The 14565-nt window shown below is 34.9% G+C and carries 16 protein-coding genes; 7 read left to right on the top strand and 9 right to left on the bottom strand.

Annotated elements, in window-relative coordinates; translation table 11 throughout:
- Positions 1-117: 117 nt before the first annotated feature.
- From MHH85_RS18745 to MHH85_RS18735, 3 genes are all read right to left on the bottom strand, one after another.
- Entirely contained in the window at positions 118-2265 is a 2148-nt protein-coding gene (locus MHH85_RS18745; RefSeq protein ID WP_340708057.1) for a M28 family peptidase, read from the bottom strand.
- Positions 2266-2489: 224 nt separating this feature from the next.
- On the bottom strand, positions 2490-3920 hold the full coding sequence (locus tag MHH85_RS18740; protein ID WP_193738081.1) for a sensor histidine kinase: 1431 nt from the start codon (positions 3918-3920) through the stop codon (positions 2490-2492).
- A 7-nt stretch (positions 3921-3927) separates the two neighbouring features.
- The gene (locus MHH85_RS18735) at positions 3928-4626 is read right to left on the bottom strand and encodes a response regulator transcription factor (RefSeq protein ID WP_193738082.1); all 699 of its coding nucleotides are present in this window, start codon (positions 4624-4626) and stop codon (positions 3928-3930) included.
- A gap of 149 nt (positions 4627-4775) precedes the next feature.
- Between MHH85_RS18735 and MHH85_RS18730 the strand changes: the two genes are divergently transcribed.
- The 3 genes from MHH85_RS18730 (at position 4776) to MHH85_RS18720 (ending at position 7406) form a co-directional block, all read left to right on the top strand.
- On the top strand, positions 4776-6020 hold the full coding sequence (locus MHH85_RS18730) for an RtcB family protein (protein WP_340708056.1): 1245 nt from the start codon (positions 4776-4778) through the stop codon (positions 6018-6020).
- Positions 6021-6108: 88 nt separating this feature from the next.
- Entirely contained in the window at positions 6109-6723 is a 615-nt protein-coding gene (locus MHH85_RS18725) for a PH domain-containing protein (RefSeq protein WP_340708055.1), read from the top strand.
- A 137-nt stretch (positions 6724-6860) separates the two neighbouring features.
- Positions 6861-7406, top strand: coding sequence for an HPP family protein (locus tag MHH85_RS18720; RefSeq protein WP_340708054.1), 546 nt, complete (start codon positions 6861-6863; stop codon positions 7404-7406).
- Positions 7407-7751: 345 nt separating this feature from the next.
- Here MHH85_RS18720 and MHH85_RS18715 read toward each other — a convergent pair whose 3' ends face one another.
- Both MHH85_RS18715 and MHH85_RS18710 read right to left on the bottom strand, forming a co-directional pair.
- Entirely contained in the window at positions 7752-8231 is a 480-nt protein-coding gene (locus MHH85_RS18715; protein ID WP_340708053.1) for a hypothetical protein, read from the bottom strand.
- Between the two features lie 217 nt (positions 8232-8448).
- Positions 8449-8745, bottom strand: coding sequence for a hypothetical protein (locus MHH85_RS18710; protein ID WP_193738086.1), 297 nt, complete (start codon positions 8743-8745; stop codon positions 8449-8451).
- A 223-nt stretch (positions 8746-8968) separates the two neighbouring features.
- Between MHH85_RS18710 and MHH85_RS18705 the strand changes: the two genes are divergently transcribed.
- Genes MHH85_RS18705 through MHH85_RS18690 form a run of 4 tightly spaced genes read left to right on the top strand, consistent with a single transcriptional unit; the run spans position 8969 to position 11332 of the window.
- Positions 8969-9382, top strand: coding sequence for a BlaI/MecI/CopY family transcriptional regulator (locus MHH85_RS18705; protein ID WP_193738087.1), 414 nt, complete (start codon positions 8969-8971; stop codon positions 9380-9382).
- Between the two features lie 3 nt (positions 9383-9385).
- Positions 9386-10234 (top strand): M56 family metallopeptidase, encoded by an 849-nt coding sequence (locus tag MHH85_RS18700; protein WP_193738088.1) that lies wholly within the window; start codon positions 9386-9388, stop codon positions 10232-10234.
- Positions 10235-10287: 53 nt separating this feature from the next.
- Complete coding sequence (locus tag MHH85_RS18695) at positions 10288-10938, top strand: DsbA family protein (protein WP_340708052.1); 651 nt, start codon at positions 10288-10290, stop codon at positions 10936-10938.
- Complete coding sequence (locus MHH85_RS18690) at positions 10928-11332, top strand: disulfide oxidoreductase (protein ID WP_193738090.1); 405 nt, start codon at positions 10928-10930, stop codon at positions 11330-11332. The genes MHH85_RS18695 and MHH85_RS18690 overlap by 11 nt, the downstream gene beginning before the upstream one ends.
- Before the next feature lie 53 nt (positions 11333-11385).
- Here MHH85_RS18690 and MHH85_RS18685 read toward each other — a convergent pair whose 3' ends face one another.
- The 4 genes from MHH85_RS18685 to MHH85_RS18670 all read right to left on the bottom strand — a co-directional run bounded on the left by MHH85_RS18685 (position 11386) and on the right by MHH85_RS18670 (position 14543).
- Positions 11386-12141 carry an amino acid ABC transporter ATP-binding protein gene (locus MHH85_RS18685; RefSeq protein WP_193738091.1) on the bottom strand — a complete coding sequence of 252 codons (756 nt, stop codon included), beginning with the start codon at positions 12139-12141 and terminating at the stop codon, positions 11386-11388.
- 17 nt (positions 12142-12158) lie between these two features.
- Positions 12159-12872 carry an amino acid ABC transporter permease gene (locus tag MHH85_RS18680; RefSeq protein WP_193738092.1) on the bottom strand — a complete coding sequence of 238 codons (714 nt, stop codon included), beginning with the start codon at positions 12870-12872 and terminating at the stop codon, positions 12159-12161.
- Positions 12873-12884: 12 nt separating this feature from the next.
- Positions 12885-13592 carry an amino acid ABC transporter permease gene (locus tag MHH85_RS18675; RefSeq protein WP_053418179.1) on the bottom strand — a complete coding sequence of 236 codons (708 nt, stop codon included), beginning with the start codon at positions 13590-13592 and terminating at the stop codon, positions 12885-12887.
- Positions 13593-13676: 84 nt separating this feature from the next.
- Positions 13677-14543 carry a transporter substrate-binding domain-containing protein gene (locus MHH85_RS18670; RefSeq protein ID WP_340708051.1) on the bottom strand — a complete coding sequence of 289 codons (867 nt, stop codon included), beginning with the start codon at positions 14541-14543 and terminating at the stop codon, positions 13677-13679.
- Positions 14544-14565: the final 22 nt, after the last annotated feature.

Genomic DNA, 14565 nt, shown 5'->3' with positions numbered 1-14565 from the left:
GAAGTTTGGTTTAGATATACCAAACTAACTTGAAGGTGTTTTAAAGTTGACTCATTTTAGCTCCATAGAACTTATTGTTGAAAGATAACAAGTTGTTAGGGAGCTATTTTGTTGTCATCATTTCATTTTTTTAAGTTGGGCATTTAACTCTTGAACACTTTTTACTTCATCTTGAACAGATGTTTTTAGTAATTTTCCCTGTCTTTCAAGAGCTGCATTTAGAGTTGATATTTCTTTAGAAACATCAGCATTCTTTTGGTCACGTTTCTTTTTCAATGATGCTACTGTGTCATATAAGTCTTCGTGACCCATAATACGACCTGCACCCCACATTAAACGATCTGCAGGTTGATCCAATACATAATCTGTGAAGTAATCGAATACCTCTTTGTCAAAATCATAAGTGTACCAGTTATTATCAATTAACCATAAATAATCATCTAGTGCTTTACCCGCATCACCTTTTTCAAGTGCTTTAATTGCTCCTTGTAAGTTAGGGATATTATTTTGTGCGTGTTCGTGAGGGAAAATTGGTTCGTCTTCCCAAGTTAAACGTACGAATTGATCTTGAGCATATTTATAAGTAGCTAATAAACTACTATTTAAAGAGCGACTGTCATCATAAAGCTTTTTCACTTCTTTTTCATCACCGGCTACTAATGCTTTTGTATAGTTAGCATTAATTTTTTCAACTTGAGCATTAATCTCTTTAGCTGTTTTAGCCGTTTCTTCAATAGCTGCTGTTAATTCATTTGAAGAAACATTTGCAGATTTAAAGACATCAGACTTAACAGATTTAGCTAACGCATCTAATCTTGTTGTGAAATCAAGAGGTGTTACAGCTGTTTGGTCATAGTGCATAGCTAGTAGACCATATAAATTCAAGTGGAATTCTAAAGCTTGACCGTTATACGTATCTTCATTGTCGTACTGTGTATGGTAATGTGAATGCATGAATTCACTATCTTGGAAATCGTTTCGTAAAGATGGAACACCTGCAATAGAGAATGAAAAATCATCAGACCAAGTACGTAATGGTGATACAACAGAAATACCGTCTTTATATACGCCATCAACTGTTGGCACAGACTTTGTGAACTTAGTTAAGAAGTTTTTCAACTCATAATCTGCACGAATTTCATTTGTAGTAGTGTGCTCATAAGCTGGAAGCTCGAAGTTCATGTCTGCAAATGCTTTTCCAACCCATTCTGGATGGATACGGAAAATCTGATTGTAAGCACCAGTAGACCAGTCATACCGCGTATTTGAAACGCCCCATTCTTCGGCAGCTAATGCATTAAAGATAATTGTTTTCTCAGGTTTATAGCCACTGTCCACTAAACCTTTTGCTACGCCCATCATTAGGGCAATCGCAGCATTATCATCTTGGAAACCATCAAAGTAAGAATCATAATGTGCTGAAAGGATAATATATGATTCTGGGTCCTTACCTTCGATTTTCCCATAGTAATTGTAAGTTGGTTGATCGAATTTAACTGTAGATTTAGCATCAAAGTTAACAGTAAGTTTATTGTTATTTGCTTTTATTGATTTTTTTAACTCTTTAGCATCATTTTGAGACATAGAGAATGCAGGCGCATCATCAGGTCCACAAATATCCTGTGCATTTAAAGCGTCGCCATCTACTTCGCTATAACCTTCACTTTGCACGGCTATAACTGCGGCTGCCCCTTTTAAATGAGCTTGATAGGCAGGGTAGTTAACCCACCAGTCTTCTCGCTGGTTTACATCTATAAGTACGAGCTTGCCTTTAATATCAAGGTTTTTCAAATCATCTGATGTTCCGCGATTTGCATAAACAACATCAAATTCTTTTGTTCCCTTTGTATCAAAATTCGTTTGATATGCCCCTAAAACAGCTAATTTTTCTTTACCATCAACTGTATTAAATGTCATATCTGCTTTTTCGAATGTCCAGCTATCAACTGTAAATTCATCTTTTGATACGTCGGTAAGCCCAATTTTCTTCATTTCATCTGCAATTTTTTCGCCAGTTTTTAGTTCTGCTTCAGATCCTGCCGAACGATATCCTAGCTTTTCATTTGTTTTAAATTCTTCAAGACTTTTGGCGAAATCAAATGAATAATCAGCACTTACTTTCGATAAATAATTATCGGAGTATTGCTTTACTGCTGCTAAATCATCGCTTTCCTTTACCTCTGTCTTTTTGTCTGCTGGTGTACAAGCCGCAAGTGATGATGCAATTAGAACTGTTGCTATTGCACCACGAAAAAATCTGTTCAATTAACCACATTCCTTTACAATAATTTTTTTCAAGCAGAACTAATTAAACGATAGTTTTAATAAAATAGCAATATTTTTTTGAATTCTTAGAAAGAATATTTTTCGACAAATAGAGGGGAATAGTATCATTAACTTGTATATCGATTTATAAAATATTATTTAAAAATTAATGATCTAGATATATATATAATGAAAAAATACAAAAAAACCAGCATACGCTGGTTCTAAAGTAATATTGTAATAGTTGTACCTTCATTTAATGTACTAGTTAATTGTAGATCACCGCTGTGAGCGAAAATAATATCCCGAGCAATTGCCATTCCAAGTCCGGTACCGTGTGTATTTTTTGTATTTGATCCACGATAATAACGATCAAATACTTGTTTAATATCTTCAGGTGAAATTCCTCTGCCATTATCAATTATCATTATTTGTGTTTTATAAAGGTTAGGCTGTGAATCTTCCGCTTGTCCACATTGTGGATAAATATTATCAATTTTTATTGTTACACACACATTTTCATCGTTATGCACAAGTGCATTGTAGATAAAGTTCAAAATGGCCCTTTTTAATAATTTTTTATCCACTTTATGCACGATTTTATTCACATTACTAACAAACTCTACCTGACTTTCTCCAAATTGAGGGTCATTTAACAATTCAATCGTCAGTTCGCGTATAAAGCTTACTATATTAATATTTTCAAAATGCAGAGGTAGCTGTTGATTACGTAAACGAGTCGTTAAATTTAAATCATCAAGTAAATCTTTCATATAAATAGATTTTTTTTCAATAATAGTTGAGAATTCTTGTACTTCGTCAGCAGTGAGATTATCAGCATCATCCTTCATCAGTTCAGCATATCCTTGAATTGATGCAAGGGGAGTTTTCATATCATGTGATACATTACTAATCCACTCTTCGCGCATTTGATCTAGGCGATTCCTTTCTTTCTCATGTTCACTTAGTTTTATTGAAAGCTCATTTACATTGAGAAAAACGTCCTTATACACACCATTTGGTACGTTTATTTTCTTGAATTGGCGGTTACGTAACTGTCCGATGAAATCGATTAATATGTGAAGTGGTTTCGTTAAATGTCGTGTAAACAACAAACCGATGACCAAAGCTATCAGTACATCCACTATTAAAAATGCTATCAGAAGTAGGTTAATAAATTTGAAAAATTGGTCATAATCATAGGTCAAAACATAACGTCCAACCCCATAATTCTTCACACCAATAAAATAATCTAAATCGTCCATTGTACTAATATAAACAGTCGTATTCCCATCAACTTCTTTATATTTATACATTTGCACTACTTCAGCAGGGGAGTAGCTCGTTGCAAGATTATCTGGTGTCTCATAAGCGGCAACTTGGTTTCCTTTAGAATCTAAAAATTGAACCCATGCATTCTTATCTTGTAATGTTTTTACACCCTCTTCATTCACAATAGGTAATCCATTTTTGATATTGACATATTGAGAGAAGGAACGTGTAAATTCCTCATCAGAGGTATCAGAAGTGTTTAAAGCAGGATGACTTGTTCGATAAAGGAGTAGGCCAACTAATAGCACAGTATTGATGATACCGACAATAATAACAATCATTACAACAGACCATAAAAAACGCCCAGTTATTCTCCACCGCATTCTATCTTCACCCCATACTGTTCAATTTATAGCCTAGACCTTTAACGGTGGTCAAAAATGTTGGATTAGATGGAGTATCCTCAATTTTTTCACGTAATCGACGTATATGCACCATGACTGTATTATCTGAGCCAAAAAAGTCCTCACCCCAAACCCTTTCAAAAAGTGTTTCTTTACTTAAGATTTGATTGGGATGATGGATAAAACAATTCATCAAGCCAATTTCTTTAGCAGTAAGCTCGATTATGTTGCCATTTTTCTTCAATTCAGTACCGTTCATATTCATTTCAAAAGGGCCAACAGTAATAGTGTTTAAAACTGTTTTTTCCTCTGAAAAGCTTGCTCGTCTTAGTTGTGCTTTCACTCGATAAGCTACTTCTTTAGGGCTAAATGGTTTTGTAATATAATCATCCCCACCAATTGCGAGGCCTAAGAGCTTATCTATCTCTTCATCTTTTGCAGACATAAATAAGATTGGTACATTCGAGATTTCCCGAATTTGTTTGCATAAATCATACCCTTCACCGTCAGGAAGCATAATATCTAGTAGCACTAATTCGGGTTTTACTTCTTGAAATTTAACCCAGCCGTCATGAATTGTGCCAGCCTTTATCACATTTGAAAAGCCTTCCTTATGTAATACCGTTTGTAGCAAATTTGCCAAATCTTCTTCATCATCTATTAATAAAATACATTGTGAGTTCATTAGAAAGCCTCCTCCATATAAAATTTCCATATCGTAAGTATAGTATACGTATTCATCTTTCACTGTATATAACAATTTCAATCACTCACCTATTATGTTAAAATAGCCCAAACTAAACTGGCGGAAAAAATTACAAGGAGATGATTAATTTGATTGAAGTAAAGGGATTGCATACAAATGCCAAAATATTCTCCCACATCCAGCAGGACAAAGCAGTAGAACAAGTCCAAGAGTTATGCGACCAACCATTTCTACACGATGCGAAAATCCGTATTATGCCGGATTATCATGCTGGTAAAGGTTGTGTCATCGGTACAACTATCGTATTAAAGGATAAAGTCGTGCCAAACCTAGTAGGAGTGGATGTTGGCTGTGGAGTACACGTGACAAAGCTTGCACCAATTGATATCGATTTCCAAAAACTTGACGATACTATAAAAAAATACGTTCCATCAGGTACTAATTTACATGATTCCGACAGTATTCGATACGTCACAGACAATTTCCCTAAAGCACTGCAATTTATAGCTTCTCATATTTTAAATGATGAAAGAAGTAAGCTTAGTCTAGGTACATTGGGGGGCGGTAATCATTTCATCGAAATGTCTCAAGATGAGGATGGCTATTTGTATTTATGCATTCACACAGGGAGCCGCTCAGTAGGTGCTAAAATTGCTACTTATTATCAAAAGTTAGCATATGAAAAGATACAACGCCGTGATGTATCTGAAATAGTAGCTACTTTAAAAGTGCAGGGGCGCTTTCAAGAAATCCAACCTGCCCTTAAGCAATATCAAAAAGAAACACCACTTATTCCAAAGGATCTTGCTTATGTACAAGGTGAAGATTTTCAGAATTACATTCATGATATGAAGCTAGCACAGCAATTTGCAAAAGAAAACCGTCGCCAGATTGCTCGCTCTATTATTGAACATTTAGATTTTGAAAAATATATCATTGAAGATTTTGATTCTATTCACAACTATATCGATACCGACAATATGATCTTAAGAAAAGGTGCCATTTCTGCACAAAAAGGGGAGCAGCTCATTATCCCTATTAATATGCGTGACGGCTCCATTATCGCTTATGGGAAGGGAAATGAAGATTGGAACTATTCAGCCCCACACGGTGCAGGGCGTATAATGAGCCGTACTCAAGCAAATAAAATTTTAAATCTTGAGGAATATCAAAAAACAATGGCTGGTATTTGGACATCATCAGTTAATAAGGAAACGCTTGATGAAGCACCAATGGCTTATAAACCAATGGAAGAAATTCTTGAAAATGTCCGTAATACTGTAGATATAAAAACAATCATTAAGCCTGTTTATAACTTTAAGGCAAGTGAGAATGAGTGGCCATCTTATCGCCGAAAGAAGCGTTCTAAGTAATTTTTAATCAGAAATGGAACTTGTACTAATGTTACTTCGTATAAAGAGAAGATAGAATAAAATCTTACCATTAGTGGAGGAACAAAATATGCTTAAAAAATTTGCCTCAGATGCACTAGGCCTTTCTGATATTGGGATTGTCGTACCAAAGGAAAATTTCGACAAAACAGAAGCCGACGATTTCGTTCTACACGAATCAGGTGAAGTTGTTTACTTTTTAATTAAAACGAAAGCAGACGAATATTGCTTCACAAATAAAGCGCTGATTCACGTAGACGGCGAAAATGCGATTAGTAAAAAGCGGCTATTAAAGCGCTATGACTATCAACACAGCACAGTCACAGATGTTATGTTAGAAACTGCAGGTACAATCGATTTAGATATTGAAATTAAATTCACTATTAACAATATTCCTATGTCCATCGACATTCACAAAAAATTCGGCACAGAAATTAAAGATTTATATAAAGCACTTCATGCAATTTCCGTAGAGATGAAAAACAACACACAATATTTTGAAATCGCTCAAAACAGTTTAACGTATGCAGCAGAGTCAATCGGCAAAGTAGAGAGTAATGCAGTAACACCAGCACAATCATTTGAACAAATCGCTCGCTTCGCTAACGATTGGGTTCTTCAAAGCAAAAAGCAATATGTTAAAGAAGATTACAGAGAAGTATTTGAGTTATATATCAATCACTAATAAAAAAGTTATCCACTTTAGTGGATAACTTTTTTATTAGATAAGTAAAAGCTTTTCTAGCAATATAATTTAAATATTATAACTCCTTAATTATTCACTTAGTTGTAGTAAAGTAAATAAATTAGGAGGGAAACAACGTGTCACAAATTGCATCACCAAAACAAAAATCAAAAACACTATCTTACATCGCAAAAATGAAAGGTAATGGCCAATCACCGCTGAAAACAAATTGGAAAGATATACTGACGGCTTTAATTGGTTGCTATATCACGATCTTTGTTCTCCTTGAACTTACGAAAGTAACTAATACGATATGGTTTATGGCCCCATTTGGTTCCAGTTGCATACTAGCTTTTGCGCTTTGGAACGGACCACTATCACAGCCACGGAATATTATTGGAAGTCATGTATTAACAAGTGCAGTTGGTGTCATTATGCTAAAACTTTTTGGTAACGAACCTTGGGCAATTGCTCTAGCAGTAGCATTAGCTATAGCACTTATTATGATTACTAAGACAACACATCCACCAGCAGGAGCCAATCCCGTTATTATTATGCTGGGAAACTATAGCTGGCATTATATCATTACACCTGTATTGATAGGTTCACTAATCATTGTTATTTTCGCACTCATAATAAATAACTTGAGAAGCACAAGAAAATATCCAACTTTTTGGTGGTGACAAACTCTACCCAAAAATGGTTAATAATTTTTAGATTAAAACAGCTAATTTAGAAATATCTGTTTTAATTCATAAAATTATTGTTCAATAAAATCCGACACAGCTAAGTTATTGGCTGGTTGTCGGATTTTTTTATTAAATGAATGAAAAAAAAGAGCACCTAACCGAGTGTTAGAAGCTCAAAAACAAGTTTATACTCACATGAAGTTCGAACTTTACCAAATAAAAACGATAAAATTACCGAACGATTGAAATCTTATCAAATTTTAGTTAATGAGTCAACCTTTGGATGTGTTATTTTTTCCGAAAATAAAAGAGCTTCTTTTTAAGAAGCTCTAATTACATTCACTCATTTTTAGATTGCTCTGGTTTTTCATAACTAAAAACGGCCACAATAATATATAAAAGTACAAATATAATAATAGAACCTGCCCATGTTACATCAATGCGACTAAAGCTCATTACTATTAAACTTTTAAAAAGGATAGCACAAATAGCAGTTTGTATGGCATAACTAATTACTGCTACTGGTTTTGACCAAAGTAGGTTAAAACTCGCAACGACAAATAAATTTATGAAGTCCACTATGAACATCATTGCGGCAATCAATAATAAAAACCATCCGTAATATAATCCATTTCTATACCACTGCTCGAAAATTTGTATAGATGCTAAATCATACTTAGCTAATAAATTATACAAACCAAAAAATCCGAAGAGCGGTACAGTCACTACTAAAAAAAGTCCAAGAATTAATATCATTATCAAAATCAGAAGTGCTGACCATCCAGATACACGGATTTTTATTTTTCTATTTTTAAACATAAAACCCTTCTTCACCTACTCATGACGCAACTTATGCGCCTCTCTTTAACCCCAAATTAAAACTCTCTATTCATGTCATACTTTTCATTATAAATCAGGAATGCTCACAATGCACCTGAATGCTATATCAGAGTACTAGAAGACAATAGAAAGTGGCTAGTGAACGATGGAAGAGCAAAGAGGTAAAAGAATTATAGATGCTTATTTATGAAAATCTTCATCCACGTATTCTTTTATACGTTTGAATAAAATGAGTCGGATCTACTTCGATTTCGAACATAAATACCCCTTGGTTTGTATGCAAATAAAATAGTCCGGAACCGCTAGAGAAAGGTTTATATGACATGTCATGAACATGTTCTAATTTAAAGACGTTTTTAGCAGTTGAAACTGAATCGGCATATAAGTGTATGTGGTGAGTAGTACGTTGTGTTGTTTGTTCAAACCAACCCGTAATCCGTTCTACTAAATGATATTTAATGTCGCATATAGCTGCGTTATTTTGTTTAGTCATGACGATACCTCCAATCATAAGATGCCCATGATAGAAAATCTATACGCATATCTTAACAGTTTTCTAATAAAAGAATGTTATCTGAACCCTCAAATTTAATGAATTCATAATGTATATTAATAACTCCAAGATGATATAACAATTAAATAAATTGTATTTGGGGAACAATTCTTGACTGGAAATGGTCATAACACTACAATGAGTAATGTGAGGTGATCAAGTCATGAGGATTCGAAAATTCAAAATGAACGAAAGTGGGTTAAATCGCTTTTTTGGCCCTCTAGAAGCCAAGATTATGGACATTTTATGGAACGATGTAGAAATGACCATCAAAGATGTTCAACAAGTGCTTGATCAAGAAAAGTTGACGAATTTTAACACAGTCATGACAGTCATGAATCGATTAGTCGACAAGGGAATTCTTCAAAAGAGAACTGAAGGTAGATCATCTTTATATAAGCCAGTACTCTCTAGAGAAGATTTTTTGAATACACAATCTAAAGAAATGACTAATGTATTAATGGACGAGTTTGGTAATGTTGTAGTTAGCCATATGCTCGATGCATTAGAAGATGTCGATGAGGATCTCGTAGCTATGCTTGAGAAAAAAATTAAAGAACTAAAAAAGGATACGTAACGTATGTACAAACGTCACTCGTCTATCACCCTCATAGTATCGCTCATTATTTCGGGAACTATTTTTTTAGAAATGGGTTTATATTTTGTCGCAAAGATAGCTGGTTGGACTGTTCAATACAATCTTGTAGTCGTCTGTCATAGCTGGTTGAGAATAATAGGATTGTCTTCACTGGGCTATATACTTGATGTACTTGTCGGCTATACACTAATTTTGACTATATGGAAAATAGGATCTCAATTCTATCATGCTATTCGTATGAAAAAGAGATTTAAGCAATATAGAGAGAATGTGCTTACGCTCAATATGAATTGTACATATTGCCAAGGTAAAGAGGTACTGCTTGTCATTTCGCATCCTACACCATTAGCACTTACGATGGGGTTTATAAAACCCAAGATCGTCTTATCAACAGGTTTGATGAATCTTATATCTGACGAAGAGTTAGAAGCTGTTATTTCTCATGAGATGTACCATAAGGAAAATCGAGATCCACTTAAGATATTTTTAATGGAACTTTGCTCATCTACAATGTGGTATATTCCGATTTTAGATTGGTGTAATCAGAAATATAAAATCATGAAAGAATTGCTAGCAGATGAATATGCCATTAAAAAACAGGAGACAACTGTACACTTAGGTAGTGCTTTGTTGAAGATGTTAAAAGTAAGTAAGTATGAAAAAATGCCTTTTTCTTATGCATCATTTGCAGATACATCTGTTAATTATCGAATTGGCTTTATTTTAGACCCGTTAAGAGAAATTCAATGGAATTTACCAGTGAAGATATTATTAATCTCTTTAGCGATTTTTAGTTTTATTTGTTCTTTATTTATTTACGCCTTGGCGTAAATTTTTTACCCCAATACACTACGCAATGTAGTCCCGATTAGGAGTGCTTATTAATGTCTAAGAAAATATTTTGGTTTGTAGGAATAGTAGTAGTTTGTATCGTAGGTATTATTGTATTAACGAAATCTACTGAAAAATCGGCAGAAATTGATTATAAAGGGCAACCGTTTTTAGGTGAAGCATCTGCACCTGTAGATATTGTTGAATTTGGTGATTATAAATGCCCAAGCTGTAAAGACTTCAATGATCGAATGTTTCCTATTATTAATAAAGATTTTGTTGAAACAGGGAAAGCTAAGTTTTATTTTATGAATTATTCTTTTATTAATATTGATTCAAATCGATCTGCTCAATTTGCTGAAACAGTCTATAAAGAGTTGGGAAATGAGAAGTTTTGGGCTTTCCATGAGCTGCTGTTCAGTAAACAACCAACAGATTTATCTTATGAAAAAGTAGATTTATACACTGAGGACTTTTTAGAAGAAGTATTATCTGAAATAGCTAACGAGAAAGAAACTAAAAAGGTAATGAAAGCTTTTGGTGAAAATGCGGGACAAGAAGCATGGGATAAAGATATGCAAATGGCAAAAAATCTCGGTGTCCAGTCAACACCAACTATCTATATTGATGGCAAGCAATTCACTGGAAAAACATACGATGATTTTGTGAAAATGGTAGAAGAGGCAACTGCTGATGGTAAATAAAGCGCTCCTTTTTGGCTGGATAACGTCGATTATAGCCATGATGGGTAGTTTGTTTTTTAGTGAACAAATGGGTTTTATCCCATGTACACTTTGTTGGTATCAGCGCATATTAATGTACCCACTTGTCTTTTTCTTAGGGATGGCTTTTTACAGAAATGATAAAGAGATTTATAAATATGTGCTTCCGATGTCGGTTTTTGGGATGCTGCTCTCTGGCTATCATTATGCATTGCAAAAGATACCATCAATGCATGAGTTCAGTACGTGCACTAGTGGTGTACCTTGCTCGGGGCAATATATAAATTGGCTTGGTTTCGTAACGATTCCATTTTTATCTTTTATCGGTTTTACAGTGATTACAATTTCGATGTTAGTACTATGGAAACGTAAATAAGTGAAATAGAAAACGCCCATCTCTTATAAAACTTAGAGGTGGGCGTTTTGAATTTAAATAAAGAATGAATAATCTTCAGGTAGAACACGTTTTAAAAATTTCTTCGTACGTTCTTCTTTAGGTTTGACGAAGATTTCATGAGGATTACCTTCCTCAACGACAACGCCACCATCCATAAAGATAACGCGGTTAGCTACATCTTTAGCAAAGGACATCTCATGAGTAACGACAAGCATTGTTGTGCCCTCATTGGCGATATTCTTCATAACAGCTAGTACTTCTCCAACTAGCTCTGGATCTAGTGCAGATGTAGGTTCATCAAAAAGAATAATGTCGGGATTCAAAGCAACTGCACGTGCAATGCCGACTCGTTGTTGTTGCCCACCTGACAGTTGACTTGGATAAGCATCATATTTGTCGGTAAGGCCCACTTTACTTAAAGCTTTTTTACCGATTTCAATAGCTTCATTTTTTGGCACTTTACGTCCAATGATAAGGCCTTCTATGACGTTTTCAAGTGCAGTTTTATTGTTAAATAGATTGTAGTTTTGAAAGACAAATGCAATTTTCTGGCGTATAGCATGAATGTCTTTTTTCTTGGCATCATGTAAATCTACATCAATTTCTCCGAAAGTAGCATGGCCTTGATCGGCCTTTTCTAAAAAGTTAAGGCAACGGAGTAAAGTCGTTTTACCAGAGCCACTAGGACCTAAGATGACGACAACATCCCCCTTATCAATGGATAAGTCGACACCTTTTAATATTTCATTATTGCCAAATGATTTATGCACATTTTTTATACTTAACATATCATCACACTCCAGTTTTAAGCATCTGCCAATTTATATTTGCGTAAGTGTTTCTCGTACAATTTGAAGCCGTATTCGACAACACTACATAAGATTAAGTACACGATGAATATATCTAAATATGCTTCAACATAGTTGTAGCCTACGTTTGCAGCAACCTTAGCTTTCAAGGTGATTTCCTGTAAAGACATTGCGTAACCAAGAGAAGTAGCTTTGATGAGGTTAACGGTAGCTGTACAAATATTCGGTAGTGCTACTACAAGTGCTTGTGGAATGATGATGCGTCGGTATGCTTGATAAGTCGTTAAACCAACCGAATGTGCAGCTTCTAACTGTCCTTTGTTGACTGTGCTTAGCGCAGAACGGAAAACCTCGATTAAAATGGCAGTAGTGCTAAATGAAAAGACGATAAAGGCGTACCAAATTGGATGAATTTTATAGACATCCATAGCCACATCATATTTTTTAAATAGTGCTGTTAAAATTAATGGAACGCTACTATAGACGATGAAAATTTGAATAATAATAGGTGTACCTCGTACAAACGATACGTAAACTTGAGCTAAGCGTTGTATAAAAGGTATTCGATAAATACGTGTTAAAGCGAGTAAAAACGCGAGCGGTATAGCAATCAGTAAAGAAACGATAGTCACAAGTAAGGCCACTGGTACGCCAGACAATGCAATGAAAAATGTATCAATCAAAAATTTATAATTTAATCCTTCAGACATGTGGGTACCTCCTTATGTTGTCTCCAACGTTTTTTTACCTTTACTAAAGAATTTTTCGAGAATTGAGAAGACTTTTTCGATGATCAATGACAATACCCAATAGATGATTGCTAAAGCGATAAAAATTTCAAGAGCATGTGCATTGATATTGCTGGCGATAATGAGATTGGCTTTTCCAACGACATCAATAAGCCCAATAGTATAAGCAAGTGCACCTTCTTGTAATAAGGCAATCATACCGTTACCAAGGTTGGGTAAAGCTACAACTAAAGCTTGTGGAAAAATAATGCGGCGATAGGCTTGAAAAGGTGTTAGGCCGACACTAACAGCGGCTTCGTATTGGCCCTTGTCAATTGAACCATAAGAAGAACGAATTACTTCGGACATAATGGCTGCAAATTGTAGTGTGAAAGTTACGATAACGAATATGGCTGTATCAATATCGTGCAAATTGAGGCCAAAATTTTCAGCTAATGCGGGTACACCATAATAAACGAGAAATAGTAACACAATCGAAGGTGTACAACGCATGATAGTTGTATAACCGTTTGCAAGTTTTTGAGCAATTCTACTGCTGCTCAATTTGGCTATTGCAAGTAATAAACCCAAAAAGGAACCTAGTAAAATGGACAGTCCTGCTATCATAAATGTCACCTTTAGAAAGGGGAGTAAAATAGGGAGTGACTCCCAGATGTAAGATGCATCAAAATATTTTTCCATATGCTCACCATTTTCGTTTTGTATTGGAAAGGCTGTTGAGTTTAATGACTCAACAGCCTAAGGACGTTACGTATGCATAAGCAATTAACGTTCCGCTTGCTCAAGTACTTCAAATAAATCACGATCGTAGAATTTTTTACTCAGTTCATTTGTTTTTTGTTGTTCTTTAATTTGTTTTATAGCTTTGTCATATGCGTCTGCAAATTTCTGCTCTTTTTTGTTGTATAGCGGCCATGTTTTAATTACAGCAAATTCGTTGTACACAACGTCATTTGCTAATTTGTGATAAGCACCATCTTTGGCTGTAACTTGCTGGTTAAAAGGACCTTCGATCATTACACCGCCGTCTACTCGGCCTTCATTGACCCATTGAACAATATCGATAGTGAAAGCATCTCCAGCTTTTAGTTTTACTTTGTTATTTGGATTTTTTTTGTTGTATTCATCGATGACTGTATATTGAGCATTATTTGCGGCAATTGGTGCTAAAGAGTAGCCGGCTGTTGCAAAGTCTTTTAGCGATTTAATATTTTCATCCTCTTTACGTAATACTAAACCTGCACTACTTAAGCCAAGAAACTCTTTAGGGTAGATGAATTTTTCTGTACGCTCTTCTGTGAAGAAGGCGTTTTTGACACCAACTTGGTATTTACCTTGTTCGACACCAATTAATAAGTCGTCACTAGTCGTGCCTACATATTCAAATTTATAGTCTGGTAATAATTCATCCACTAGTTTCATCACTTCTACATCGTATCCAGTTGGATTACCTTGGTCGTCAATATATGAAATCGGCTTACTCGCTTGGTCAAAGGCAACTTTCACTGTACGTACTTTTGAGGAATCTCCTTTAACTTTAGAATCAGAAGCCTCGCTAGTAGAGCAACCAGCTAAAATTGCGATTGAAGTAATACCGACTGCTGCAAATTTTAATAGTTTTTTACTGAACATATCTTAAAACCCCTTTTTAAGT

The organism is Viridibacillus sp. FSL E2-0187, from assembly GCF_038006425.1.
GTDB lineage: Bacteria > Bacillota > Bacilli > Bacillales_A > Planococcaceae > Viridibacillus > Viridibacillus arvi.
This window is presented reverse-complemented; position numbering and strand designations above follow the sequence as displayed.

What these genes read in the sequence shown, in the direction of transcription:
- MHH85_RS18740 (WP_193738081.1), bottom strand. Translation starts at nt 3,920, where the DNA reads ATGCGGTGGAGAATAACTGGGCGTTTTTTATGGTCTGTTGTAATGATT.
- MHH85_RS18735 (WP_193738082.1), bottom strand. Translation starts at nt 4,626, where the DNA reads ATGAACTCACAATGTATTTTATTAATAGATGATGAAGAAGATTTGGCA.
- MHH85_RS18725 (WP_340708055.1), top strand. Translation starts at nt 6,109, where the DNA reads ATGCTTAAAAAATTTGCCTCAGATGCACTAGGCCTTTCTGATATTGGG.
- MHH85_RS18715 (WP_340708053.1), bottom strand. Translation starts at nt 8,231, where the DNA reads ATGTTTAAAAATAGAAAAATAAAAATCCGTGTATCTGGATGGTCAGCA.
- MHH85_RS18710 (WP_193738086.1), bottom strand. Translation starts at nt 8,745, where the DNA reads ATGACTAAACAAAATAACGCAGCTATATGCGACATTAAATATCATTTA.
- MHH85_RS18705 (WP_193738087.1), top strand. Translation starts at nt 8,969, where the DNA reads ATGAGGATTCGAAAATTCAAAATGAACGAAAGTGGGTTAAATCGCTTT.
- MHH85_RS18700 (WP_193738088.1), top strand. Translation starts at nt 9,386, where the DNA reads ATGTACAAACGTCACTCGTCTATCACCCTCATAGTATCGCTCATTATT.
- MHH85_RS18695 (WP_340708052.1), top strand. Translation starts at nt 10,288, where the DNA reads ATGTCTAAGAAAATATTTTGGTTTGTAGGAATAGTAGTAGTTTGTATC.
- MHH85_RS18690 (WP_193738090.1), top strand. Translation starts at nt 10,928, where the DNA reads ATGGTAAATAAAGCGCTCCTTTTTGGCTGGATAACGTCGATTATAGCC.
- MHH85_RS18685 (WP_193738091.1), bottom strand. Translation starts at nt 12,141, where the DNA reads ATGTTAAGTATAAAAAATGTGCATAAATCATTTGGCAATAATGAAATA.
- MHH85_RS18680 (WP_193738092.1), bottom strand. Translation starts at nt 12,872, where the DNA reads ATGTCTGAAGGATTAAATTATAAATTTTTGATTGATACATTTTTCATT.
- MHH85_RS18675 (WP_053418179.1), bottom strand. Translation starts at nt 13,592, where the DNA reads ATGGAAAAATATTTTGATGCATCTTACATCTGGGAGTCACTCCCTATT.
- MHH85_RS18670 (WP_340708051.1), bottom strand. Translation starts at nt 14,543, where the DNA reads ATGTTCAGTAAAAAACTATTAAAATTTGCAGCAGTCGGTATTACTTCA.